18 protein-coding genes and 1 pseudogene are annotated in these 19,580 nt (G+C 53.9%); 2 read left to right on the forward strand and 17 right to left on the reverse strand.

The window, feature by feature from the left end:
- Nucleotides 1-103 precede the first annotated feature (103 nt).
- The 8 genes and pseudogenes from HGBM_RS27435 to HGBM_RS13630 form a co-directional block, all read right to left on the reverse strand.
- Entirely contained in the window at nt 104-760 is a 657-nt protein-coding gene (locus HGBM_RS27435; protein ID WP_051029671.1) for a bactofilin family protein, read from the reverse strand.
- A gap of 20 nt (nt 761-780) precedes the next feature.
- Nucleotides 781-1,404, reverse strand: a complete 624-nt coding sequence (locus HGBM_RS13600) for a YhbD family protein (RefSeq protein ID WP_019121660.1) — start codon at nt 1,402-1,404, stop codon at nt 781-783.
- Nucleotides 1,405-1,538: 134 nt separating this feature from the next.
- Nucleotides 1,539-1,808: a hypothetical protein gene (locus HGBM_RS31320; RefSeq protein WP_019121661.1), complete on the reverse strand. Its 270-nt coding sequence runs from the start codon at nt 1,806-1,808 to the stop codon at nt 1,539-1,541.
- A gap of 245 nt (nt 1,809-2,053) precedes the next feature.
- Nucleotides 2,054-2,404, reverse strand: coding sequence for a hypothetical protein (locus tag HGBM_RS13610; RefSeq protein ID WP_019121662.1), 351 nt, complete (start codon nt 2,402-2,404; stop codon nt 2,054-2,056).
- Nucleotides 2,405-2,508: 104 nt separating this feature from the next.
- Nucleotides 2,509-3,620, reverse strand: a pseudogene (locus HGBM_RS27440) (mandelate racemase/muconate lactonizing enzyme family protein).
- Between the two features lie 19 nt (nt 3,621-3,639).
- Nucleotides 3,640-5,070, reverse strand: a complete 1,431-nt coding sequence (locus tag HGBM_RS13620; RefSeq protein ID WP_019121663.1) for a YfcC family protein — start codon at nt 5,068-5,070, stop codon at nt 3,640-3,642.
- A gap of 203 nt (nt 5,071-5,273) precedes the next feature.
- Complete coding sequence (locus HGBM_RS13625; protein WP_019121664.1) at nt 5,274-6,968, reverse strand: amidohydrolase; 1,695 nt, start codon at nt 6,966-6,968, stop codon at nt 5,274-5,276.
- A 175-nt stretch (nt 6,969-7,143) separates the two neighbouring features.
- The gene (locus HGBM_RS13630; RefSeq protein ID WP_019121665.1) at nt 7,144-7,863 is read right to left on the reverse strand and encodes an SDR family NAD(P)-dependent oxidoreductase; all 720 of its coding nucleotides are present in this window, start codon (nt 7,861-7,863) and stop codon (nt 7,144-7,146) included.
- Between the two features lie 564 nt (nt 7,864-8,427).
- Between HGBM_RS13630 and HGBM_RS13635 the strand changes: the two genes are divergently transcribed.
- Nucleotides 8,428-9,321: a hypothetical protein gene (locus HGBM_RS13635; RefSeq protein WP_019121666.1), complete on the forward strand. Its 894-nt coding sequence runs from the start codon at nt 8,428-8,430 to the stop codon at nt 9,319-9,321.
- Between the two features lie 160 nt (nt 9,322-9,481).
- Nucleotides 9,482-10,504: a hypothetical protein gene (locus tag HGBM_RS13640; protein WP_019121667.1), complete on the forward strand. Its 1,023-nt coding sequence runs from the start codon at nt 9,482-9,484 to the stop codon at nt 10,502-10,504.
- A 96-nt stretch (nt 10,505-10,600) separates the two neighbouring features.
- On the opposite strand, the gene gatB is transcribed toward HGBM_RS13640, so the two are convergent.
- The 9 genes from gatB to sdhA form a co-directional block, all read right to left on the reverse strand.
- Entirely contained in the window at nt 10,601-12,037 is a 1,437-nt protein-coding gene (gene gatB / locus HGBM_RS13645) for an Asp-tRNA(Asn)/Glu-tRNA(Gln) amidotransferase subunit GatB (protein ID WP_019121668.1), read from the reverse strand.
- A complete protein-coding gene (gatA, locus tag HGBM_RS13650) occupies nt 12,034-13,515 on the reverse strand; it encodes an Asp-tRNA(Asn)/Glu-tRNA(Gln) amidotransferase subunit GatA (RefSeq protein ID WP_019121669.1) in 1,482 nt (493 codons plus the stop codon). Before gatA ends, gatB begins: the two co-directional genes overlap by 4 nt.
- Nucleotides 13,516-13,538: 23 nt before the next feature.
- Nucleotides 13,539-13,829 carry an Asp-tRNA(Asn)/Glu-tRNA(Gln) amidotransferase subunit GatC gene (gene gatC / locus HGBM_RS13655; protein ID WP_026074405.1) on the reverse strand — a complete coding sequence of 97 codons (291 nt, stop codon included), beginning with the start codon at nt 13,827-13,829 and terminating at the stop codon, nt 13,539-13,541.
- 120 nt (nt 13,830-13,949) lie between these two features.
- Nucleotides 13,950-14,369: an Hsp20/alpha crystallin family protein gene (locus HGBM_RS13660; RefSeq protein ID WP_019121671.1), complete on the reverse strand. Its 420-nt coding sequence runs from the start codon at nt 14,367-14,369 to the stop codon at nt 13,950-13,952.
- A 359-nt stretch (nt 14,370-14,728) separates the two neighbouring features.
- The gene (locus HGBM_RS13665; protein WP_019121672.1) at nt 14,729-15,598 is read right to left on the reverse strand and encodes an HpcH/HpaI aldolase/citrate lyase family protein; all 870 of its coding nucleotides are present in this window, start codon (nt 15,596-15,598) and stop codon (nt 14,729-14,731) included.
- Between the two features lie 14 nt (nt 15,599-15,612).
- A complete protein-coding gene (locus HGBM_RS13670; RefSeq protein WP_019121673.1) occupies nt 15,613-16,167 on the reverse strand; it encodes a Fe-S-containing hydro-lyase in 555 nt (184 codons plus the stop codon).
- Nucleotides 16,168-16,181: 14 nt separating this feature from the next.
- Nucleotides 16,182-17,024 (reverse strand): fumarate hydratase, encoded by an 843-nt coding sequence (locus HGBM_RS13675; RefSeq protein WP_019121674.1) that lies wholly within the window; start codon nt 17,022-17,024, stop codon nt 16,182-16,184.
- Nucleotides 17,021-17,764, reverse strand: a complete 744-nt coding sequence (gene sdhB / locus HGBM_RS13680; protein WP_019121675.1) for a succinate dehydrogenase iron-sulfur subunit — start codon at nt 17,762-17,764, stop codon at nt 17,021-17,023. The genes HGBM_RS13675 and sdhB overlap by 4 nt, the downstream gene beginning before the upstream one ends.
- 21 nt (nt 17,765-17,785) lie before the next feature.
- Nucleotides 17,786-19,576 (reverse strand): succinate dehydrogenase flavoprotein subunit, encoded by a 1,791-nt coding sequence (gene sdhA, locus HGBM_RS13685; RefSeq protein ID WP_019121676.1) that lies wholly within the window; start codon nt 19,574-19,576, stop codon nt 17,786-17,788.
- Nucleotides 19,577-19,580 lie beyond the last annotated feature (4 nt).

Raw genomic sequence — 19,580 nt, forward strand, 5'->3', positions numbered from 1 at the left:
ATTGGACGTGCCGGTAATTTTTAAATCAGGCCGCTTTTGATTTTTCTCTTCCATGTCTGTTTCCTCCCATTGGTTTAGGTCCGTCACATCTTTTCATTAGACGTTACTCTCGCTCCCTTATCCTGCTGAAATACTCCTTTGTATTCGACCCGTTCGATCTCACAGCCAGGGCCGATCGCAACATTGTTTCCTCTGACGATTCTCGCCTGGGTCGCCTCCAGATAGATCTCGTCGCCTTCGATAGTGTCCGCGGTAAGCTTGGGGGTAAAGGATACGAAGGGAAACGAAGGCATCGCCCAAAACCGGTTTTTCCTTTTTTGACCCGGATCGCATCGCCGCCGATTTCCTTCGCCCGACAGCTGCCGTGCAGTTTGATCTGAATCGTACCCGCGTTCAGCAGTCCGTTGATGGTAAAACCCCCGTCCATCACACACGTTTCCGCCTGACAGTTCTCCGCCACCGAGAGGTAGCCCTCCACGTCAAGCTCTTCTCCGCTGAAGCCGCCGCCGATACTCGCGTGGCCCTGGATTGTCAGCTTATCGGCCGACATGCTGCCCGCGATGCTCACCATGCCTTCGATTCTGGCGTCTCCCACTTTTACGCTGCCTTTGATCGTGCACTTCCCGCTCGTTTTGAGATCGTTGCATTCCAGATCGCCGTGCACTTTTCCAATCCCTTCGATTTCCGCCTTGTCATAGGCGCCGCCGGAAGCATTTGCGATTCCCGCTATCTTCAGATCGCGCCCCTTTTGCTGGACCATAAAGGTAAGTCCTCCGTTCGTTACGATATTTTTATTTTTAACTCCTCGATGCTGCTTGCCAGATTGAGCCGGGTTACCACCTTTACCCCTGGCTCGAAGTAGATCTCAGCCGGGGTCGATAGCAAAAAGAACGTGGAAACCCCCATCTTGCGAATGAAGACCAGTTCACAGTTTTTGCCCTGAAACTTCGGGTAGTGGTCCTCCAAGACCCGCAGCAGCATTTTCCCTTCTTCCAGGCTGATATCCCCTGTCTGGAGCAGCTGATCCAGGATGGATACGTAAAGAATTTTTTCAAAGGGAAACACCTTGGCATCGCCCGCCTGCTCTGTATACAAATCGAGCGACGTATTCGAAACAATGTTACGTTTGATCAATTCCTCCTTAAAGACGGCCGTTTCAGCCAGGTTGGGCGAAAACACATCAGCCAATTCATCCAGCGACAGATCGTCTTTCATATTGATGATCTTATCGATTCTGGCGAGAATTTTCTCTTTGGGGAAAAACGTCTCCTGCCCGGTAAACGTAGACTTACGGATAAACCAGTCCTCGGGAATCAGATTTTTCCGCTTCCATCTGTACAATTGGCCGTAGGAAATGCCTGTCAGTTCAAGCAGCTCCTTTTTCGAGATCAAATCCTGTTCCATGTACTGAGCACCACCTTCGAAAACGAGTGTAACATAACAATGTTACGTTGTAAAGGAAAAACAATGCCCTATTCTCTGGTCTTGAAGTTGACTTCAATGTCCCGCGTTGTGTTTATCTACTTTTTACCTAATTTTCACAGAAGACTCCCACCTCTAAGCAAGGCGCAGGTGGCGGGAGTCTTCAAATAGACTTTCCATTTGCCAGACAATCCGCTTCCATCGGGCATATAAAACCTTCGTACAATTTCGTCACGAGGCCCAATAGATTTATAGCCGAAGTCAGTATCGCTATCAACATGAGTTGCCTTTAACTTGACGGTCATAGAACTGTGATTATTTTTTCCCCAAACATTGAATTCTTTACCGTTGTCCGGGGACGGTGTAAATTCTTTCGCATAAGCCAAGCTGATTTTCCTGCATAATCCCGGATACCCCGCTGCACCTCACTGCAGTACGGGATCGATAGACAGCTTTGCGCTTGCATCGGCGAAGCGATGAAGCGCATCTGGCTCCTTCGCCGAAGATCTAAAGCCAGCCAAAAAGAGGCCAAATGCCCTTCCGAAGCGAAGCGCATATGGCCTTGTTTGCGATTGGAAGCATTCGGTACAATAAAATGGTATCGATCCGATTTTTCCCAACCCCGCCATGCTCAGGCGGTGGTTGCCGTTCCGTACTTTTCCTTGAAGGATGCCAGCGAAAAACCTTCAAACAGCGCGAGGAAACTCGCTTCGTCGTTGAAATACTGGCGGCTCGTTTTCACATCGGGATGTTTCTCCAAAAAAAGAGCCGCTGCCATGTGGTTGACTGGCACGCCTTCTGCCTCCTGGTCGTAGATGCCCTTCTCGGCCAACACTTTTTCAAAGTATTTTGGATATGTGACAGTAAGCGTTTTCGTTTCTTTGCCTGCTACGTAGGTGGCGATGGAGCGAGTAAAGGTATCCGCCGGCGAACCGCCCTTGCCCGGCGGTATTTGTTCACCGGTTACTGACAGGATCTTCATCGTTTTTCCCCCTCATTTCATTCTCTCTTCATTATAGGCCGCCTGGCGGTTTCTTACAAATCCAAGATGAAAGCCGCAGCTTCATCCCGCTGCGGCTTTTCATCCTACATACTGATTTTCTCTGTCATCACGGCAAGTTCCCTGACGGCCGCATCGTCCACATCCAGCCCCAATCCCGGCTTCTCCCCCAGGTAGAGTCTGCTGCCCTGATAATTCATCCAAGCCACGTCCCGGGAGAACATCAGCGGACCAACCATTTCATTGGCGATGATGTTTCGCTTGGCACTGGCGAGATGGGCACCGGCGGCCGTGGCGACAGCTGATTCGACCATCGAACCGACCATGCACTCGATGCCCGCCATCTCCGCCTGGCTGACCAGCCTCAATGCCGGATAGAGGCCGCCGCACTTCATCAGCTTGATGTTCAGTTTATCGGCAGCCTGCTTGGCGATGACCTCGCGCAGCTCCCGGTCGCCATGTACGCCTTCATCCACCATGACGGGAATGTGCGTCTGCCTGCGAATCTCCGCCAGGGCAGTGATGTCATCCGCGAGCACCGGCTGTTCGATCCAATCCATCATGCAGTCCTCTACCTGCTTGAGGACGAACATCGCGGAAGCCCTGTTCTTCCAGCCCTGATTGGCGTCCACTCGCAAGAGAATCTTGTTGCCGACTGCCTGTCTGACGCACGAATCCGCTCGATGTCAACGACAGGATCGGTCCCTACTTTCACCTTGATCGTCGTGTAGCCTGCCTGCACCGCATCGGCCGCTTCGCGGGCCATCACCTCCGGATCGAGGATGCTGATCACATACGGGACGGCAAGCGAGTCGTGGTACTTGCCGCCTAGCAAGTTATAAACAGGCTGGCCGCAGGCTTTTCCCATCAGATCGTAGCAGGCGATGTCGATCGCCGCTTTGGCTGCCGGGCAGCCGTAGACGGCCGCAGACATCTTCTCGTGAATCCGCTCGATCTGAAATGGGCTTTCCCCGATGACGGCAGGAGCCAGTTTGTATTGCAACACCGCGAAGGTGCTCTCCCAGGTCTCCCCTGTCACATGCTCGTCCGGCGTCGCCTCGCCGTAACCGATCTGGCCGTCATCTGTCTCCACCTTGACCAGAATCGTCGGCATATCGCGATAGGCATGGTAGGATACGATAAACGGCCGGATCAGCGGCAGCCTGATGGCATAGATGCCGACGGATGCGATCTTCACACTTGCCCCTCCCTTTTCCTCAAGCATAACCGATCAGATGGGCAATCGTTACGAAAACAGCCCCCAGCACATACTGAATGATGATCAAAGGAAGAATCCACTTGGCCCATTTGACCCAGGAGATTCCGGCCAAGGCCAAGCCGGCCATGAAGTATCCCGATGTTGGAGTGAAGATGTTGGATATGCCGTCGCCAAGCTGGAACGCAAGAACGGCTGTCTGCCGGGTAACGCCGACAAGATCGCCCAGCGGAGCCATGATCGGCATCGTCAGCGCTGCCTGGCCGCTTCCAGATGGCACGATGTAGTTGATCAGACATTGCACGAGGTACATCCCGATAGCCGTCAAACTGCTCGGCAGGGTGCTTACGGCAGAGGCCAAACCGTACAGAATCGTATCCATGATCTTGCCATCCTGCAAGACAACCAGTATTCCCCGGGCAACACCGACGACGAGCGCACCCATGACCAATGTGCGGCATCCCTCGATGAACGCTTCCGCAATGTCGTTGACTCTCATCCGCGAGACGAGCCCCATGAGTATGCCCATCAGCAGAAACAGGCCGGCGATCTGGGTCAAGCCCCATTCGAATTTGGAGACGCCGACAGCCAATGTGACAATGGTGGCCAGGAGGATCAACAAGACGACCTTCTGGCTGCCGGTCAAACGCGTGTCATGTCCGGCAGCTGCCGTCTCTTGTACCGCTGCCAGATCAGCCGAGTACATCGGGCTTTTCGTCGGATCCTTCTTCACTCTGTCAGCATGCCGCATCACGTACCAAATGCTTACGGTGACAAAGACGACCCAGATGATCATACGGTAGCCGGCACCGGAAAACATTGGAAGTTGGGCAATCCCCTGGGCGACACCCACAGTGAATGGATTCATAAAAGCTGAGGTGAACCCGGCCGTTGTACCGACCAACACAATCGCTGCTCCCGTCAGTGAATCGAAGCCCAGCTTCATAACCACCGGAACGAGAATCGTAATGTACGGAATCGTCTCTTCCGCCAACCCGAGCATGGCTCCGCCAAGCGCGAAGAAGATCATCAGCACAGGAATGATCAGTTTTTCCCTGCCTGCCAGCTTCTGCGAGACGCTGCCCACCGCGCCTTCAATCACATTGGTCGCACGCAGGATGCCAAACGAACCGCCAACGAGAAAAATGTAAAAGATAATATCCGCCGCCTGCGTCATTCCCGTATAGATCGATTGGAAAATAGACATAAATCCGGCAGGCGATGAATCCGTCTGATGATAGCTGCCAGCCACGGCGATCATTCGACCGTTCGCGTCAGGCGCTCTGTCATACTCCCCGGCCGGAACCAGCCAGGTAGCGACAGCCGCAAGTACAATCACACAAAATAAAATAACAAACACGTGCGGAACCCTTGATTGCAGCTCCTGCGACAAGCGGTTTCCCGCAACGGACTCTGTGCCGCCTTTACTCATGTTGTTGTCCTCCTTACAAGCAGTTCACAATAACTCTATTATCGCGGCAGTAATTTTAATTGATTTAAAATATACGAAGAATTTGTCGAATCGTCAATATTTCCCTTCTTTTTACTATTCATCCCATTTTTTTCGTCCTCATGCAAACAGACCCCAAACAAGTTGATTACTCGTTTGGGGCTCTGCCAGAAACGCGGCTCTAATCATTTCTGATAGACCACATCTCCGCCGACTACGGTTGTCAGCACGGTAATATCTTTTAATTCCTCTTGGGGGCACGTCATCAGATCCCGGTCGATGACGATGAAGTCTGCCAGTTTTCCCGCCTCCAGCGACCCTTTGATGTTCTCTTCAAACGATCCTTCGGCCGCCCAGATGGTGAATGCTTTCAGCGCTTCCGTTCTGGTCATCTTCTCTTCGGGATACCAACCCCCGGATGGATTTCCGTCGCGATCCATGCGGGTTACGGCCGCATATATGCCGTGGAAGGGATTTACCAGCTCTACCGGAGCATCCGATCCGCCGACGATATGCGTGCCGACATCGAGCGTCTTGCGCCAGGCGTAGGCGTATTTGATTCGCTCCGGCCCCACCCGATTCTCAGCCATATTTTTGTCGGAAGTGGCATGCGTTGGCTGCATGGAGGGAATGATGCCAAGGTCGGCGATACGCTGGATTTCGCTGGCGTTGGCCACTTGAAAATGTTCAATTCTCCAGCGGTGATCGGGGAGCGGATCCTCCTTCAGCACCTTTTCATACGTGTTGATCGCTTGCAGTATCGCCCCGTCGCCGATCGCATGGGTCGCCACCTGCCAACCGTGCTGGCGGGCTTCCTTGACCAGGCGGTATAATTCTTCATCTGTAAACCGATAGTTTCCTTTATGGCCCGGACGGTCGCTGTAGTCAGCCAAGAGGGCTGCGCTGCGGGAGCCGAGCGAGCCGTCGCCGACAAGTTTGACCGAACTGACGTTTAAGCGGTCTTGGAACAGGCCTCTCTCCGGCCCATGCTGATAGTAGTATTCGAGACTTTCGCCTGTTGAACCGCCCTCGCCATTGGCTACCATGACGTTCAGCCTGACTTTCAGCTCACCTTTCTCGTACAAGCTTTTCATATCGTTGATGTAATTCAGATGCGTCCCGGCATCGGTCGCGCTCGTAATGCCGTTGGAGAACAGTTCCTGCTGTGCCTTTAGCAGCCCTTCTTGAATCCGCTCGGTGCTGTATTCGGGAACTTTTGCCTGAACAGGCACACCAGCGGTATCAATCAGGACGCCAGTGGGCTCTCCCTTGCTGTCCCGGATGATCTCCCCTCCTTGGGGATCGGGCGTATCTTTTGTAATGCCGCCGATCTCCAAAGCTTTGGAGTTGACCCAAATGGAATGCCCGTCTACCCTGTCCAGCAAAACCGGATTGTTCGGAGCGGCGGCATCAAGCTCCTGCTTGGACGGAAACATCTTGTCCGGCCACAGTTCATGGTTCCACCCATACCCCAAAATCCACTCGCCCGGCTGGCGGCGAGCCGCTTCTTCCTTCACCAGCTTCAGGATTTCCTCCTTCGGCTTGTTAAACCCGTTAATTTGAAGCAGATTGATTCCGATGGACGGGAAATGCAGGTGTCCGTCATTTAATCCCGGAATGACTGTTTTCCCCTGCAAATCGATAACCTTGGTGTTTGGTCCGATGTAATTCTTGGCGGTCCCTTGTTTTCCGACAAAGATGAGCTTCTGTCCTTTGATGGCCATTTCGCTGGCCTTTTCACTGCGGTTGTCCACCGTGTAGATGTTGCCGTTTACATAGACAGTGTCAGCAAATTCCTTGGAGTCAACAGCAAAACCGGAACCGGCAAAAACGCTGAAAAGGAGCATCACAGATAACACCATCGTCAGTATCTTTTTCAATGCTTCGTTCGCCTCCTGCGAAAGAAATTGGCACAGCTTGCTGTTTTGCCCATATGTATAATCCGGCACTGCAGCGAGACAGATGCCGGACCATGTTTATCATACGTGATGCAATTTGTTAATGTCAATACAATATTCTGAAATTACTAAATATTCAACCCTATTGATTTTTCGCTTACGCGTTTGTATCAGTCATTGCCGGAATATCGATCTCTTTGACGCAGGAGACTTTCGACAGGCTGGCTATGCATTTGACCAACGAAACGATGTCCTGCACGGGTATCCGCGTGCCGCCGTAAGCGGAAACAGCTGTATCCGCCCCCGCTTCATAAGGGACTTCCGCCGCAAGTTCACCCGGATTGATGCAGGTGACGCCGATGCCGTACTTTCTCGCGTGTTCCCGCAAGGAATGGCTGATCCCGCGCAATCCGAATTTGGACGCCACGAACGACACTTGGCTGTTGTTGGTATTTTCCAGGCCGGCGCTGGAGCCGATCAGGAAAATATTCGCCTTTTCCGACTTTTTCAGATGGGGCAGCAGCTGTTGGATGCACAGAATCGGCGAGGTTACATTGACATGGATGAGATTGGCGATCTCTTGCGGGTCGTCCTGCTCAAAGTCGTAGTCAGCCGAAAAGCCGCTGCTCTCCCAGATGCCGACGTTGTAGATGAGCACATCCAGTCTCTCCCCCTGCAGGGCAGCTGTGATCTGACCGCTTGCGGCATCATCGGACAGATCGGCTTCAATCCAACATCTTTGGACCCCGTCTTCCCGCTCCAGGCTCCTGGGACGGCTCCTCGATACGATCCAGACCTTGTCGCCTGGTTCGGGCAGCCCTTTTGCAAAGGCGTCCCCTAATCCTTTGCTCGCCCCGAATACGATAAAGTGCTTCATCTTATCCCCTCCACGCAGATTGGTCAAAGCCTTCCGACTTACTAGCCTCATTATAATGCAAGTTTAACGAAGAGGGAAAATTTGGGTTGACATCTTATTCCAGTTCTCGGTAAAATGCAATTAACTAATATTTTCCAAATTCGCCGAGTCACCTAAAACGATTTGACACAGGATTGCTGCTATTCCGAAAATAGCGAGCAAATTCCCACAACTACCACTATTTTTTTCGCTTGCCGGTTGGTAGAGTAGGCGCTTACCGCATGAAAAGAACATAGGCGTCGTTCAGCTTTATCGAATCTTGCTAAAAGCATTTTGTCCAGCTGTGGAAAGCGGCAGCCTTTGCTCCGCTGCTGGTCGTGCTTCAACTTCCGAACGCGGGAAACCGTATGACTGGCAACTAGTGTGACAGAAGTGCTGGAAGAGAGTGGGAGTATATTCTGCATGAACCATAAAAATGGAGGAAAGGAGTGAGGTGGAACGTTTGCTGGATCGACGCTGCGACTTCACCGTTTTGTCTACTCAAGCAGCAGTAAGTGCGGATTTTTTAAGAAAGGGGATCATTTTATGAAAAGAAAGTTACGTGCATTTTTAGTTGTTGCCATGTCGGCTGCGTTATTTTTGAGTTCGTTTGAAGCATCTGCTCGTGAGGACAATACGATTCCGCAATACATGTTGCCCGGCACAGTATTGATTTATGATGATAATCTTCAGATTGTCATAGAAAAAGGCGGGTATCCCAATTCCGATGTTAGACCGGCTTCCAGGAGTCTGGATGGACCGCATATTGCGAATGTTCCTGAAGATGCCACAGAAGAAGAAGCCAGGCAGATTGAGCTTGAGAATGAATTGGCAATAAAAGCGTTTCAAATGAGTTTGGCGGGCGATTATATTCAAGCGCCTCCACCTGAAATATATCCGGGAATGAAAGTAGTTTACGACGAAGTTACGGGCGAATTAAACAACATTTATTATGTGGATGAAAACGATCCTTCTGGTTATTCCCTTCATAATGAGCCGGTTTCAGAGCTGAATCCTAATGCCAATTCGGGACAAGCGGTTCCCAGTGCTGCTGGCAATGTTCAGTGGAAATGGGGGAAGAATGATCGAAACGTATTGACGTATCAGGCTGGTGACGATAGTTTTTTAGGAACAGGCAGAGCGACTCATTTTACGGGTTCAATCGGCAATAGAGATAATAAGCTGAAAGACTATGATTGTGCTACTCATAAGGAGTATGATTATTCTAAAAAGGGAGATAAGGATATTACAATAAGAAATTTAGATACAGATAAAGCCTTTACTTTTTATCAGGCATCTGTAGGGACTTTGCCTGATGCTATTATCGATATTTGGGGATTAAGCAATTTGCAAACGGTTGCGGGGAATACAAGAGATACTTCAGTGCCTAATGTAAGGTATTACCATAAGAGATTTTCGGATCAGAGCATACCTAGATAGCCTTTTATTAACCGCGAGTCGATATGCCAATTAATGTTTGTTAGGGTTTAATCCTTTTAATTGGTATACGCTGTTCTTTTAAAAGTTTTAGAAGTAATGGCGTATACCATTTCAACAGAGATATCATTCAAAATCTTTAGCTTAGGAGTATCATTTGAATATGAAAAAGAAAATGATAACGTTTGGCGGCATCATCGTTGTTGTTATCTTAGCTATCATTGCTATAAATCATCATACACTTGAGGTTAACACAAAAAGAGAATTAAAGGAATATTTACATATAACGGCTACAGCTTATAATAATGGAAAAAATGATGATGACGGGGTTTCTTTAGTGTTGTACCTTTATTCGATTCAGGATCAAAAAATGTCGGAATTCTTGAAGATTCCTATAGATCCTGGATATCCGGTGGCTTTTGCAGATCTTCGGAACAATAAAGTGTATTTTAGTGATAGCGTTACAGGTGACGAGGTTGATAATTTGTATGAATATAATCTAAAAACGAAAGAAAGAAAACAATTAACCTTTGGCAAGTTTCTTTTCAATGATTTGTTTATAGTAGATAACAAAATGATTACAAACGTTGCACCGCAATACGTTACCGTTACCCAACCGGCAATTTTTGATCGGACGACGAGAGAATTTACTTATCTAAATCCAGACGACGATGACACCTGGTGTTTCTCATTGTCCTATAATTATACGACGAAGAAGTTATTGAGTCTTACTGCTTCCGATTCCGAAATGAGAACACGTAAAGTTACGGAAGTTACACATATTAGACCAAAAACCCTGTATTTGATGGATTTGGATTTTGGACATTATCAGCCGATCTACCATACGGACCAATTTGAAATCAGACTGACCAGGCAGCTTGATGCAAATAGAATCTTAATGACATACGATCCCTTTATGGGTTCGTCCAAACCCAGGACGTTAAAAATGTTGTATATCGACAGTCAAAAGGTCGAAGACTTTGATGTTCCGGGTATTAAGGAAGTGAAATCTTTTTACCCGAGGGATCATGCGGAAGGTTTATTTATTTTAGGAAGGGATGCCAATAACCAATATGGACTTTTTTATTATGATATGGTTACAAAGAATCTAAGCAATGTATTTGAAAATTACCCGCTTCCAAAGGATCATCGCAGTTTGGTCGATTTCGTTTACAGTATGGATTGAATCCCTGCCATGCGTCTGGCGGGGATTTTTTCTGCGAAAGGAAAACAACCCAAGCCCGCATGAACATCGGACTCAGGTTGCGTAAAATGACCGGGATTACAACTGTTCAATCGCCTCTACAAGCAGCTTGTTGACCATCGGCGGGTTGGCCTTGCCCTTGGTCTGCTTCATGACTTGTCCGACCAGATAGCCGACCGCCTGCTTCTTCCCGGCCTTGTAGTCTGCGACGGATTGCGGGTTGGCGGCGATGACTTCATCGACGATGCGCTTCAGTTCGCCCTCGTCGCTGATCTGCACCAATCCCTGCTCCTCGACGATCTTGGCCGGCTCTTTGCCGGTCTCGACCATCTCCTTGAAGACGACTTTGGCGATCTTGGTCGAGATCGTGCCCTTTTCGATCAGTTTGATCATCTCGCCCAGCCCCTGCGGCGTGATTTTCACATCCGCCAGCTCGAGGTTGTTGGCATTGAGATAGCCGAACAGATCGCCCATCAGCCAGTTGGCGACCGCTTTGGGATCTGCGCCTGTCTTGACCGCCTCGTCGAAGAAGTCGGCAGAGTCTTTGGAGATCGTGATGACCCCGGCGTCTTCCCGAGACAGGCCGTATTCGTCGATATAGCGGGCCTGCCGCGCGTCGGGCAGCTCCGGGATCGACGCTTTGACCGCCTCGATCCACTCTTCGGAGATCTGCATCCGCACCAGGTCGGGATCGGGGAAGTAGCGGTAGTCGTGAGCTTCTTCCTTGGAGCGCATGACGACCGTCTTTTTGCCTGCCTCATCCCAGCGGCGGGTCTCCTGGGTCACTTTGCCGCCGGATTTGACCACTTCCCGCTGCCGCTCCACTTCGTACTCCAAGCCCAACTGCACGTTGCGGAAGGAGTTCATGTTCTTCAGCTCCGTCTTGGTGCCCAGCTCTTTTTGTCCGACCGGACGGATGGAGACATTGGCGTCGCAGCGAAGCGAACCCTGTTCCATTCTCACGTCCGAGACTTCCGTGTACTGCAGGATCGCCTTCAGCTTTTCCAGATACGCCTTGGCTTCTTCCGGCGAGCTGATATCCGGTTCCGAGACGATCTCTATCAGCGGAACGCCGACGCGGTTGTAGTCCACCAGCGTGCCGCCGCCGTACTCGGCATGGGTCAGCTTCCCGGCGTCTTCCTCCAGGTGCAGGCGGTTAATCCCGATCCGCTTCTTTTCGCCGTTCACTTCGATGTCGATCCAGCCGTTTTTGCCGATCGGCTGGTCGTACTGCGAGATTTGGTACGCCTTGGGCAAGTCAGGATAAAAGTAATTTTTTCGGTCAAATTTCGTTTCGCGGGAAATCTCGCAGTTGAGCGCGAGCGCCGCTTTCATCGCAAACTCGACCGCCTGCTTGTTCGTCACCGGCAGGACGCCCGGATGGCCCAGACAGATCGGGCAGGTATGCGTATTGGGCGGCGCACCAAACGTCGTCGGGCAGCCGCAAAAGATTTTACTATTCGTAGACAGTTCGGCGTGTACTTCCAGGCCGATTACCGTTTCAAATTGGCTCATCCTATTTCCCCCCTCACCAGTTCCGGCTTCTTGAGATGATGGGTGGTCGCCTGTTCGTAGGCGTGGGCCACGCGCAAGATGGTAGACTCGTCAAACGCCTTTCCGACGATCTGCATGCCGATCGGCAGGCCCTTGGACGAAAATCCGCAGGGAACGCTGATCGCCGGCAGCCCGGCCAGGTTGACCGGCACCGTACAGATGTCTTCCAGGTACATTTTTACCGGATCGTTGATGTGTTCGCCCAGTTTAAACGCAGTCGTCGGCGTCGTCGGGTGAAGAATCACGTCAAAATTGGCGAATACCTCAGTGAAGTCGCGGATGATCAGCGTCCGCACCTGCTGCGCCTTTTTGTAGTACGCATCGTAATAGCCGGAGGACAGCGCGTACGTCCCGAGCATAATCCGCCGCTTTACTTCCGGGCCAAAGCCCTGGCTGCGCGACTCCTTGTACATCTCGATCAGGTTGTCGGCATTGTCGGCCCGCACGCCGTACCGCACGCCGTCAAAGCGGGCCAGATTGGAAGAAGCCTCCGATGAGGACAGCAGGTAATAGGCCGGTACCGCGTACTCGGTATGCCGCATCGATACCTCGCTCCAGGTAGCCCCCATGCTCTCCAGTTGTTTTAAGGCGGCGAGGACGGCATCGCGGACTTCGCTGTCAATGCCATCGCCGATCAGTTCTTTCGGCACGCCGATGCGCAGTCCCTTGACGTCTCCGGTCAGAGCCGACAAAAAGTCCGGCACCTCCACCTTTGCGGACGTGGAGTCGTACTCGTCATAACCGGCAATCGCTTGCAGGACGTATGCGGCATCCTCCACATTCTTCGTGATCGGACCGATCTGGTCGAGCGACGAAGCGAACGCGACCAGACCAAACCGGGAGACCCGGCCGTACGTCGGCTTCAGTCCGACCACACCGCAGAAGGCGGCCGGCTGGCGAATCGAACCGCCCGTATCCGAACCCAGGGTGAAAAAGAACTCCCTGGCTGCCATCGCAGCCGCCGAGCCGCCGCTGGAACCGCCCGGCACGTACGCCGGGTTCCACGGGTTTTTCGTCTCGTAAAAACCGGAATTTTCTGTGGACCCCCCCATGGCAAACTCGTCCATGTTGCATTTGGCCACGATCACGGCATCAGCCGCTTTCAGCTTTTTGCTGGCGGTAGCGTCGTAGATCGGATCGTAATTGGAGAGAAACTTGCTGGCACAGGTCGTCCGCACTCCCTCTGTGACGATGTTGTCCTTCACTCCCGCCGGCAGGGCAAATAACAGCCCCTGCTCGGACTCTCCCTTCGCCAGACGCTCGTCCAACGCTTTTGCCTGGCGGCGAGCCCCTTCCTCATCCACGGTCAACACAGCCTTGATCTCTTGGTCCACTTCCTTGATTCGCGTCAGGCTGGCCTCGACCAAATCGCTTGCGGACAGCTGCTTGCTGCGCAGTTCGCTATGTATTTCAGACAGTTTTTTATCGAACAAAGACACGTTGTATCCTCCTTCCGCTGCTCTTATTCAAATACCGCAGGCACTTTCAACTGCCCGTCTTCCTGATCGGGAGCATTGCGCAGCGCCACTTCCCGGGGAAGCGACGGCCGGTTGACGTCTTCGCGCATGACGTTTTTCACGTCTGTCGCATGGCTGGTCGGCTCCACATTGGACGTGTCGAGCTCACTCAGCTTTGCGGCAAACTCCAGGATCGCATTCAGGTCTTTCGTATATCGGCCGATTTCCTCCTCAGGCAACTGCAACCGGGCCAAATCGGCTACGTGTTCTACCTCTTTTCGAGAGATTGCACTCATCTGTTCCACCTCCGCAAACATCTGCAAACCGTGTTCAACCTGTTTTTCCACATAATATTGATGATACTGTACGCGGCAGTGTTCGTCAATTTTGGCCTGGTCGGCCTTCTTTTCTTCTACTTATACATCTATTGCATGCCAGCTGCCGTGGACAGGCCTCTGCTGCTTGCGATACACGAGGACGAGCCGCCCTCCTTCATGCCGTACCGACGACGGCCGATCTCTTACATTTGCGGGCAGCAGCACGGTTTGCTCCAACTGCTGCGTTTTCCTTTTACTGTAAAACTCTCCGCCATCTCTGCGGACAGACTGTTCTTCGTGCAGCTCGCCCTTCAAATAAAAGCTTTGTCCGACAACACGTGCCTGCCATTTGAATTGATCGGGATGATGACCGGGAACCTTTGCGATGATTTGGACCGCATCGCCTTGATCCTTGACTCCAACCTGATGCCATTCGGCAAAAAGCGGCTGAAGATGCAAACTGTCATGCCAAAACAGGCGTTCAAACTCTCTGAACAGGTCGGGAAACAGCTCTTTCACCCATATCCACCTCCAAACATCCTGATACAGCATACGTCGGAGCGGAATGAGGCGTGTGGGCTTTCGCCGTCTTTACCCGACAGATTCTGTTTTGAACACAAACAGGCCCTGCACCTTGATGGACACAGGGCTTGGCGGGGCAATCCGGTCAATTCACAGATTTTCGCAATCTCCAATCCTTTTGCCAGCATGTTTCAAGTTGAGAATGTTTATTGTGATCGTCTTCGCTAGAGTTCTGTGTACGTCATTCCGTCGACAAAACGCACAGATCGTATACAAAGTGGTCATAAGGGCATCCATTCAAGGATTAGAATGGTTCAGATGCCTGTAAAACAGCTTGTAATAAACCTATAAAGGCATCATTCGTTGCGAAGCGCCCTCGCCTGTTCCAGCACCCTCTTCGCCCGCACCGCCACCGGGTAGTCGACCAGTTTGCCGTTCACCTGAATCGCCGCGCTGCCGGACGCGACGGCTTCGTCAAAAGCGGCGGCGATGGCCTGCGCCTCTGCGATTTCCTCTGCTGTCGGCGAAAATGCCTGATGAATGACCGGAAGCTGGTCAGGGTGGATCGCCAGCTTGCCCTGAAAGCCGAGCTGCCTTGCCAACAAGGCATCCCGCTTCAGACCTTCCCCGTCCTTCACCTGGACGAACACAGCGTCGATCGGCGGTTCGATCTCTGCCGCCCGGGAGATGACCACCAACTGCGAACGCGCATACAAGATCTCCTTGCCCTCCGTCGTCAACTGCGCGCCGATATCAAGGGTAAAATCGACCGAGCCAAACGCCAGCCGCTTCACCCTGCTGCTGGCAGTGGCGATCTCATAGGCGCGGTAGAGTCCGGCAGCCGACTCGATCAACGGGACGATTTCCGTTACCCCAGTCGGCAGGTTGTGCTGTGCTTCTACCAGAGCAAGCTGGCCGCAGGCAGCCAGTATCTGTTCCTTGCCCGCTGCTTTCGGGAGCACGATCCCGGCGGTTTCCGGACTGACGGCGCCGTTGATGTCTCCCGGGAAAAATGGCGTCGACGGGTCATTGACGCGGACGTACTGCACGCGGCTTTTATTCTCCCGCAGAGCCTGCCGCACCAACTGCCTGGCCTGCTCCTTCTCTGCCAGCGGCACGGCGTCTTCCAGATCGTAGATCAATACGTCTGCCGCCAGTTCCCCCGCCTTGGCCAACCGGCGTGACTGGTTGCCGGGGATGAACATCCACGAACGAAACAACGTCATGGTCTACAGCCTCCTCACTCCTGTTTGAACTGCTGTGCGCCCTGCTGGTACAGGTCCTGGCCGTACATGTCGTTGATCACCACCGCCGGGAAGTTCTCGATGACCAACCGGCGGATCGCTTCCGGGCCGAGGTCCTCATACGCTACCATCTCCTGGGATTTGATCGCTTTCGCCAGCAGCGCCCCCGAGCCGCCGACCGCTGCGAAGTAGACCGCCTTGTGTTGGACGATCGCGTCTTTTACTTCCTGATTGCGGTAGCCCTTGCCGATCATCCCTTTCAAGCCAAGTTCCAGCAGCCGCGGGGCGTATTTGTCCATGCGTCCGCTCGTCGTCGGCCCTGCTGACCCGATCACCTGCCCCGGTTTCGCCGGTGTCGGGCCGACGTAGTAAATCACCTGGCCTTTGACATCGAACGGCAGCGTTTCCCCTCTGTTCAGCGCTTCGATCATCCGCTTGTGGGCGGCGTCCCGGGCCGTGTAGACGACGCCGCTGATCAACACCCGGTCACCCGCGCGCAGATTTGCTGCCTCCTCTTCGGTCAGCGGGGCGGATATGTGTTTGGCCTCCATCGTCCCTCTCCTCCTCACAGTACGGCATGCTTGTGGCGGCTGGCGTGGCAGTTGATGTTGACCGCCACAGGCAGGGCAGCGATGTGGCACGGGTAGATCTCAATCTTCACGTCCAGCGCCGTCGTCCGGCCGCCCATTCCCTGAGGGCCGATGCCCAGTTTGTTGCATTCCTGCACCAGTTCTTCCTCCAGAGCGGCAAGCCCAGGACGCGGGCTGCGTTCGCCAATGGGGCGAAACAGCGACTTTTTCGCCAGGTAGGCCGCTTTTTCAAACGTGCCGCCGATGCCTACGCCGACGACCATCGGCGGACAGGCGTTGGGGCCGGCGTTCCGAACCGTATCGAGGATAAACGCCTTGACCCCGTCCAGTCCGTCAGACGGCTTCAGCATTTTCAGCGCGCTCATGTTTTCGCTGCCGCCGCCCTTGGCCGAGAAGTGAATCGTCATTTGATCTCCGGCGACTAATTCCACGTGAATCACCGCCGGCGCGTTATCCCCTGTGTTGACGCGCTCCAGCGGATGGCCGACGATGGAATTGCGCAGATACCCTTCGCCGTATCCCTTGCGCACCCCCTCGTTGATCGCGTCGTACAAGCTGCCGCCTACGATCCGGCAGTCCTGCCCCAATTCCACCAAAAAGACGGCAATGCCGGTATCCTGGCACATCGGCACCCGCTCGGCAGAAGCGATCCGGGCATTTTCGATCAATTGGGACAGCACGTCGCGCCCCGTTTCCGAGACCTCGGTTCGCAATGCCCGCCTGAAGGCCTGCACCACATCTTCGCCCAGGTCGTAGTTGGCCTCTTGGCATAGATCTGCCACCGCTTCCACAATCTCGTCGTACTGAACTTCTCTCATGAGCGAAACCACCTTTTCCAGACATGCCGGTTGGCATCCCGATTTAATTCGCCCAAGGCCTTCGTCAGCGGAATCTCCTTGGGACAGACCTGCACGCAGTTTTGCGAACTGCCGCAGCCCGCGATCCCGCCGTCGCCTGCAGCCACATCCAGCCTCTGCTGCCGCATCATCGCGCCGGTGGGATGGGCGTTGAAGTAGCGGATCTGCGCCATCGCCTGCGGCCCCAGGTAAGGTGAGCGGTCATTCACATTGGGGCATGCTTCCAGACAGCAGCCGCAGGTCATGCAGGTGGCATAGGCGTAAGACTCCTGCTGCTGCTCCTGCGATATCCGCGGTCCCGGTCCCAGCGCGTACGTGCCGTCGATCGCGATCCATCCCTTGATGCTTTGCAGCGCGTCAAACATCCGTTGGCGGTCGACTGCCAGATCCTTTTCGACGGGAAACGTGCCCATCGGCTCCAGGGTGATCGGCTGTTCCAGCTTGTCGACCAGCGCTGAGCACGCTTGCCTGACCCTGCCGTTGATCACCATGCTGCACGCCCCGCAGACCTCTTCGAGACAGTTGGACTCCCAGGCGACAGACCGCACTTTTTGGCCCATTGCGTTGACCGGATTTTTTTGTATCTCCATCAGCGCCGAGATCACGTTCATATTGGGGCGGTAGGCAACGACAAACTCCTCCCAGTACGGCTCGCTCTCCGGGCTGTCCTGCCGCTTCACTTTCAGTTGCACCGACTTCATCTTCCAACTCCTCCTCCCCGGTTATTGGCGGGCTGCCGCAGCGTTCCCGGCCGCCGCCGAACCCGCCGCCTCTTTGACGACGTCGTACCGGCGAGGACGCGGCTTGATATGGGAGAGGTCGACAGGCTCGTAGCGGAAAAGCGGCCCCTCCGGCGTGTAGATGGCAAGCGTTGTCTTCAGCCAGTTCTCGTCGTCGCGCTCCGGAAACTCCGGCTTGTAGTGGGCTCCCCTGCTTTCGTTGCGGTTCAGCGCCCCGAGTGTAATGACCCGGGCCAGCTCCAGCATGTTCCACAGCTGCCGGACGAATGTCACGGTCCGATTGCTGTAATGGGATGTGTCATCGAGGCCGATCCGCTGCCAGCGTTCCATCAGCTCCTGCAGCTTTTCGTCCGTCTTCTGCAGGCGGTCGTTGTACCGTACCACGGTTACGTTTTCTACCATCCAATCGCTCATCTCCACGTGAAGCTGATACGGATTTTCGTATCCGTCCATGCGCGAGATGCGCTGCAGGTACTCCTCCTGCCGCTTTTGCTCGGCGGCCAGCAGGCTGGTGGGCAGGTCTTTGGCCGACTGCTTCAGGCCGGCCGCGTATTGGACAGCTTTTGGCCCCGCGACCATACCGCCGTAGATAGCGGACACCAGCGAATTGGCGCCCAGCCGGTTAGCCCCGTGGTACTGGTACTCGCACTCGCCGCAGGCGAACAGGCCGGGGATGTTGGTCATCTGGTTGTAATCGACCCACAGCCCGCCCATCGAATAGTGCATCGCGGGGAAGATTTTCATCGGCACCTTGCGCGGGTCGTCGCCGACGAACTTTTCGTAGATGCTGAGAATTCCGCCCAGCTTCTGTTCGAGCTGTGTCTTCGGGAGGTGGGACAGGTCGAGATACACCATGTTTTCCCCGTTCAGCCCCAGCTTGAGATCGACGCAGACGTGGAAGATCTCCCGCGTGGCGATGTCGCGCGGCACCAGATTGCCGTAGGCCGGGTACTTTTCCTCCAGAAAATACCACGGCTTCCCGTCCTTGTAGACCCAGATTCGCCCTCCCTCGCCGCGTGCCGACTCGGACATCAGCCTGAGTTTGTCGTCGCCGGGAATGGCCGTCGGGTGAATCTGGATGAATTCCCCGTTGGCGTAGAGCACGCCCTGCTGATAGGCGATGCTGTGGGCGCTGCCCGTATTGATCAGCGAGTTGGTGCTCTTGCGGTAGATCATTCCGATGCCCCCGGTCGCCAAGATGACGGCATCGGCGGGAAACGCGCGAATTTCCATCGACTTCAAATCCTGGGCGACGATCCCTCGGCACACTCCCTCGTCGTCCTTGATCAGGGACAGCATCTCCCAGTATTCGAACTTCTCCACCCGTCCTTCCGATTCGTACCGGCGCACCTGCTCATCCAGGGCGTAGAGGATCTGCTGTCCGGTCGTCGCCCCGGCAAACGCGGTACGGGAGTACTTGGCTCCGCCGAGACGGCGAAAGTCGATCAGTCCTTCCGGCGTCCGGTTGAACGGCACGCCCATGCGGTCCAGCAGGTATATGATCTCCGGAGCCGCCTCGCACATCGCTTTGACAGGCGGCTGGTTGGCCAGGAAGTCTCCGCCGAAGATCGTATCGTCGAAGTGTTCCCAGGTGGAATCGCCTTCTCCCTTGGTATTGACCGCTCCGTTGATCCCTCCCTGGGCACAGACGGAGTGCGAGCGGCGAACCGGCACGACGGAGAACAGCTTGACCGTGCCGCCCGCCTCGGCGATTTTGATCACGCTCATCAGCCCGGCCAGTCCGCCGCCGACGACGATGATGTTTTCATTCATTTCA

It is taken from the genome of Brevibacillus massiliensis (genome assembly GCF_000311785.1).
GTDB lineage: Bacteria > Bacillota > Bacilli > Brevibacillales > Brevibacillaceae > Brevibacillus_C > Brevibacillus_C massiliensis.

What these genes read in the sequence shown, in the direction of transcription:
- HGBM_RS13600 (WP_019121660.1), bottom strand. Translation starts at nt 1,404, where the DNA reads ATGGAACAGGATTTGATCTCGAAAAAGGAGCTGCTTGAACTGACAGGC.
- HGBM_RS13670 (WP_019121673.1), bottom strand. Translation starts at nt 16,167, where the DNA reads ATGGAGGCCAAACACATATCCGCCCCGCTGACCGAAGAGGAGGCAGCA.
- sdhB (WP_019121675.1), bottom strand. Translation starts at nt 17,764, where the DNA reads ATGAAGTCGGTGCAACTGAAAGTGAAGCGGCAGGACAGCCCGGAGAGC.
- HGBM_RS13635 (WP_019121666.1), top strand. Translation starts at nt 8,428, where the DNA reads ATGAAAAGAAAGTTACGTGCATTTTTAGTTGTTGCCATGTCGGCTGCG.
- sdhA (WP_019121676.1), bottom strand. Translation starts at nt 19,576, where the DNA reads ATGAATGAAAACATCATCGTCGTCGGCGGCGGACTGGCCGGGCTGATG.
- HGBM_RS13640 (WP_019121667.1), top strand. Translation starts at nt 9,482, where the DNA reads ATGAAAAAGAAAATGATAACGTTTGGCGGCATCATCGTTGTTGTTATC.
- HGBM_RS13620 (WP_019121663.1), bottom strand. Translation starts at nt 5,070, where the DNA reads ATGAGTAAAGGCGGCACAGAGTCCGTTGCGGGAAACCGCTTGTCGCAG.
- gatB (WP_019121668.1), bottom strand. Translation starts at nt 12,037, where the DNA reads ATGAGCCAATTTGAAACGGTAATCGGCCTGGAAGTACACGCCGAACTG.
- HGBM_RS13610 (WP_019121662.1), bottom strand. Translation starts at nt 2,404, where the DNA reads ATGAAGATCCTGTCAGTAACCGGTGAACAAATACCGCCGGGCAAGGGC.
- HGBM_RS13665 (WP_019121672.1), bottom strand. Translation starts at nt 15,598, where the DNA reads ATGACGTTGTTTCGTTCGTGGATGTTCATCCCCGGCAACCAGTCACGC.
- gatC (WP_026074405.1), bottom strand. Translation starts at nt 13,829, where the DNA reads ATGAGTGCAATCTCTCGAAAAGAGGTAGAACACGTAGCCGATTTGGCC.
- HGBM_RS27435 (WP_051029671.1), bottom strand. Translation starts at nt 760, where the DNA reads ATGGTCCAGCAAAAGGGGCGCGATCTGAAGATAGCGGGAATCGCAAAT.
- HGBM_RS13675 (WP_019121674.1), bottom strand. Translation starts at nt 17,024, where the DNA reads ATGAGAGAAGTTCAGTACGACGAGATTGTGGAAGCGGTGGCAGATCTA.
- HGBM_RS13630 (WP_019121665.1), bottom strand. Translation starts at nt 7,863, where the DNA reads ATGAAGCACTTTATCGTATTCGGGGCGAGCAAAGGATTAGGGGACGCC.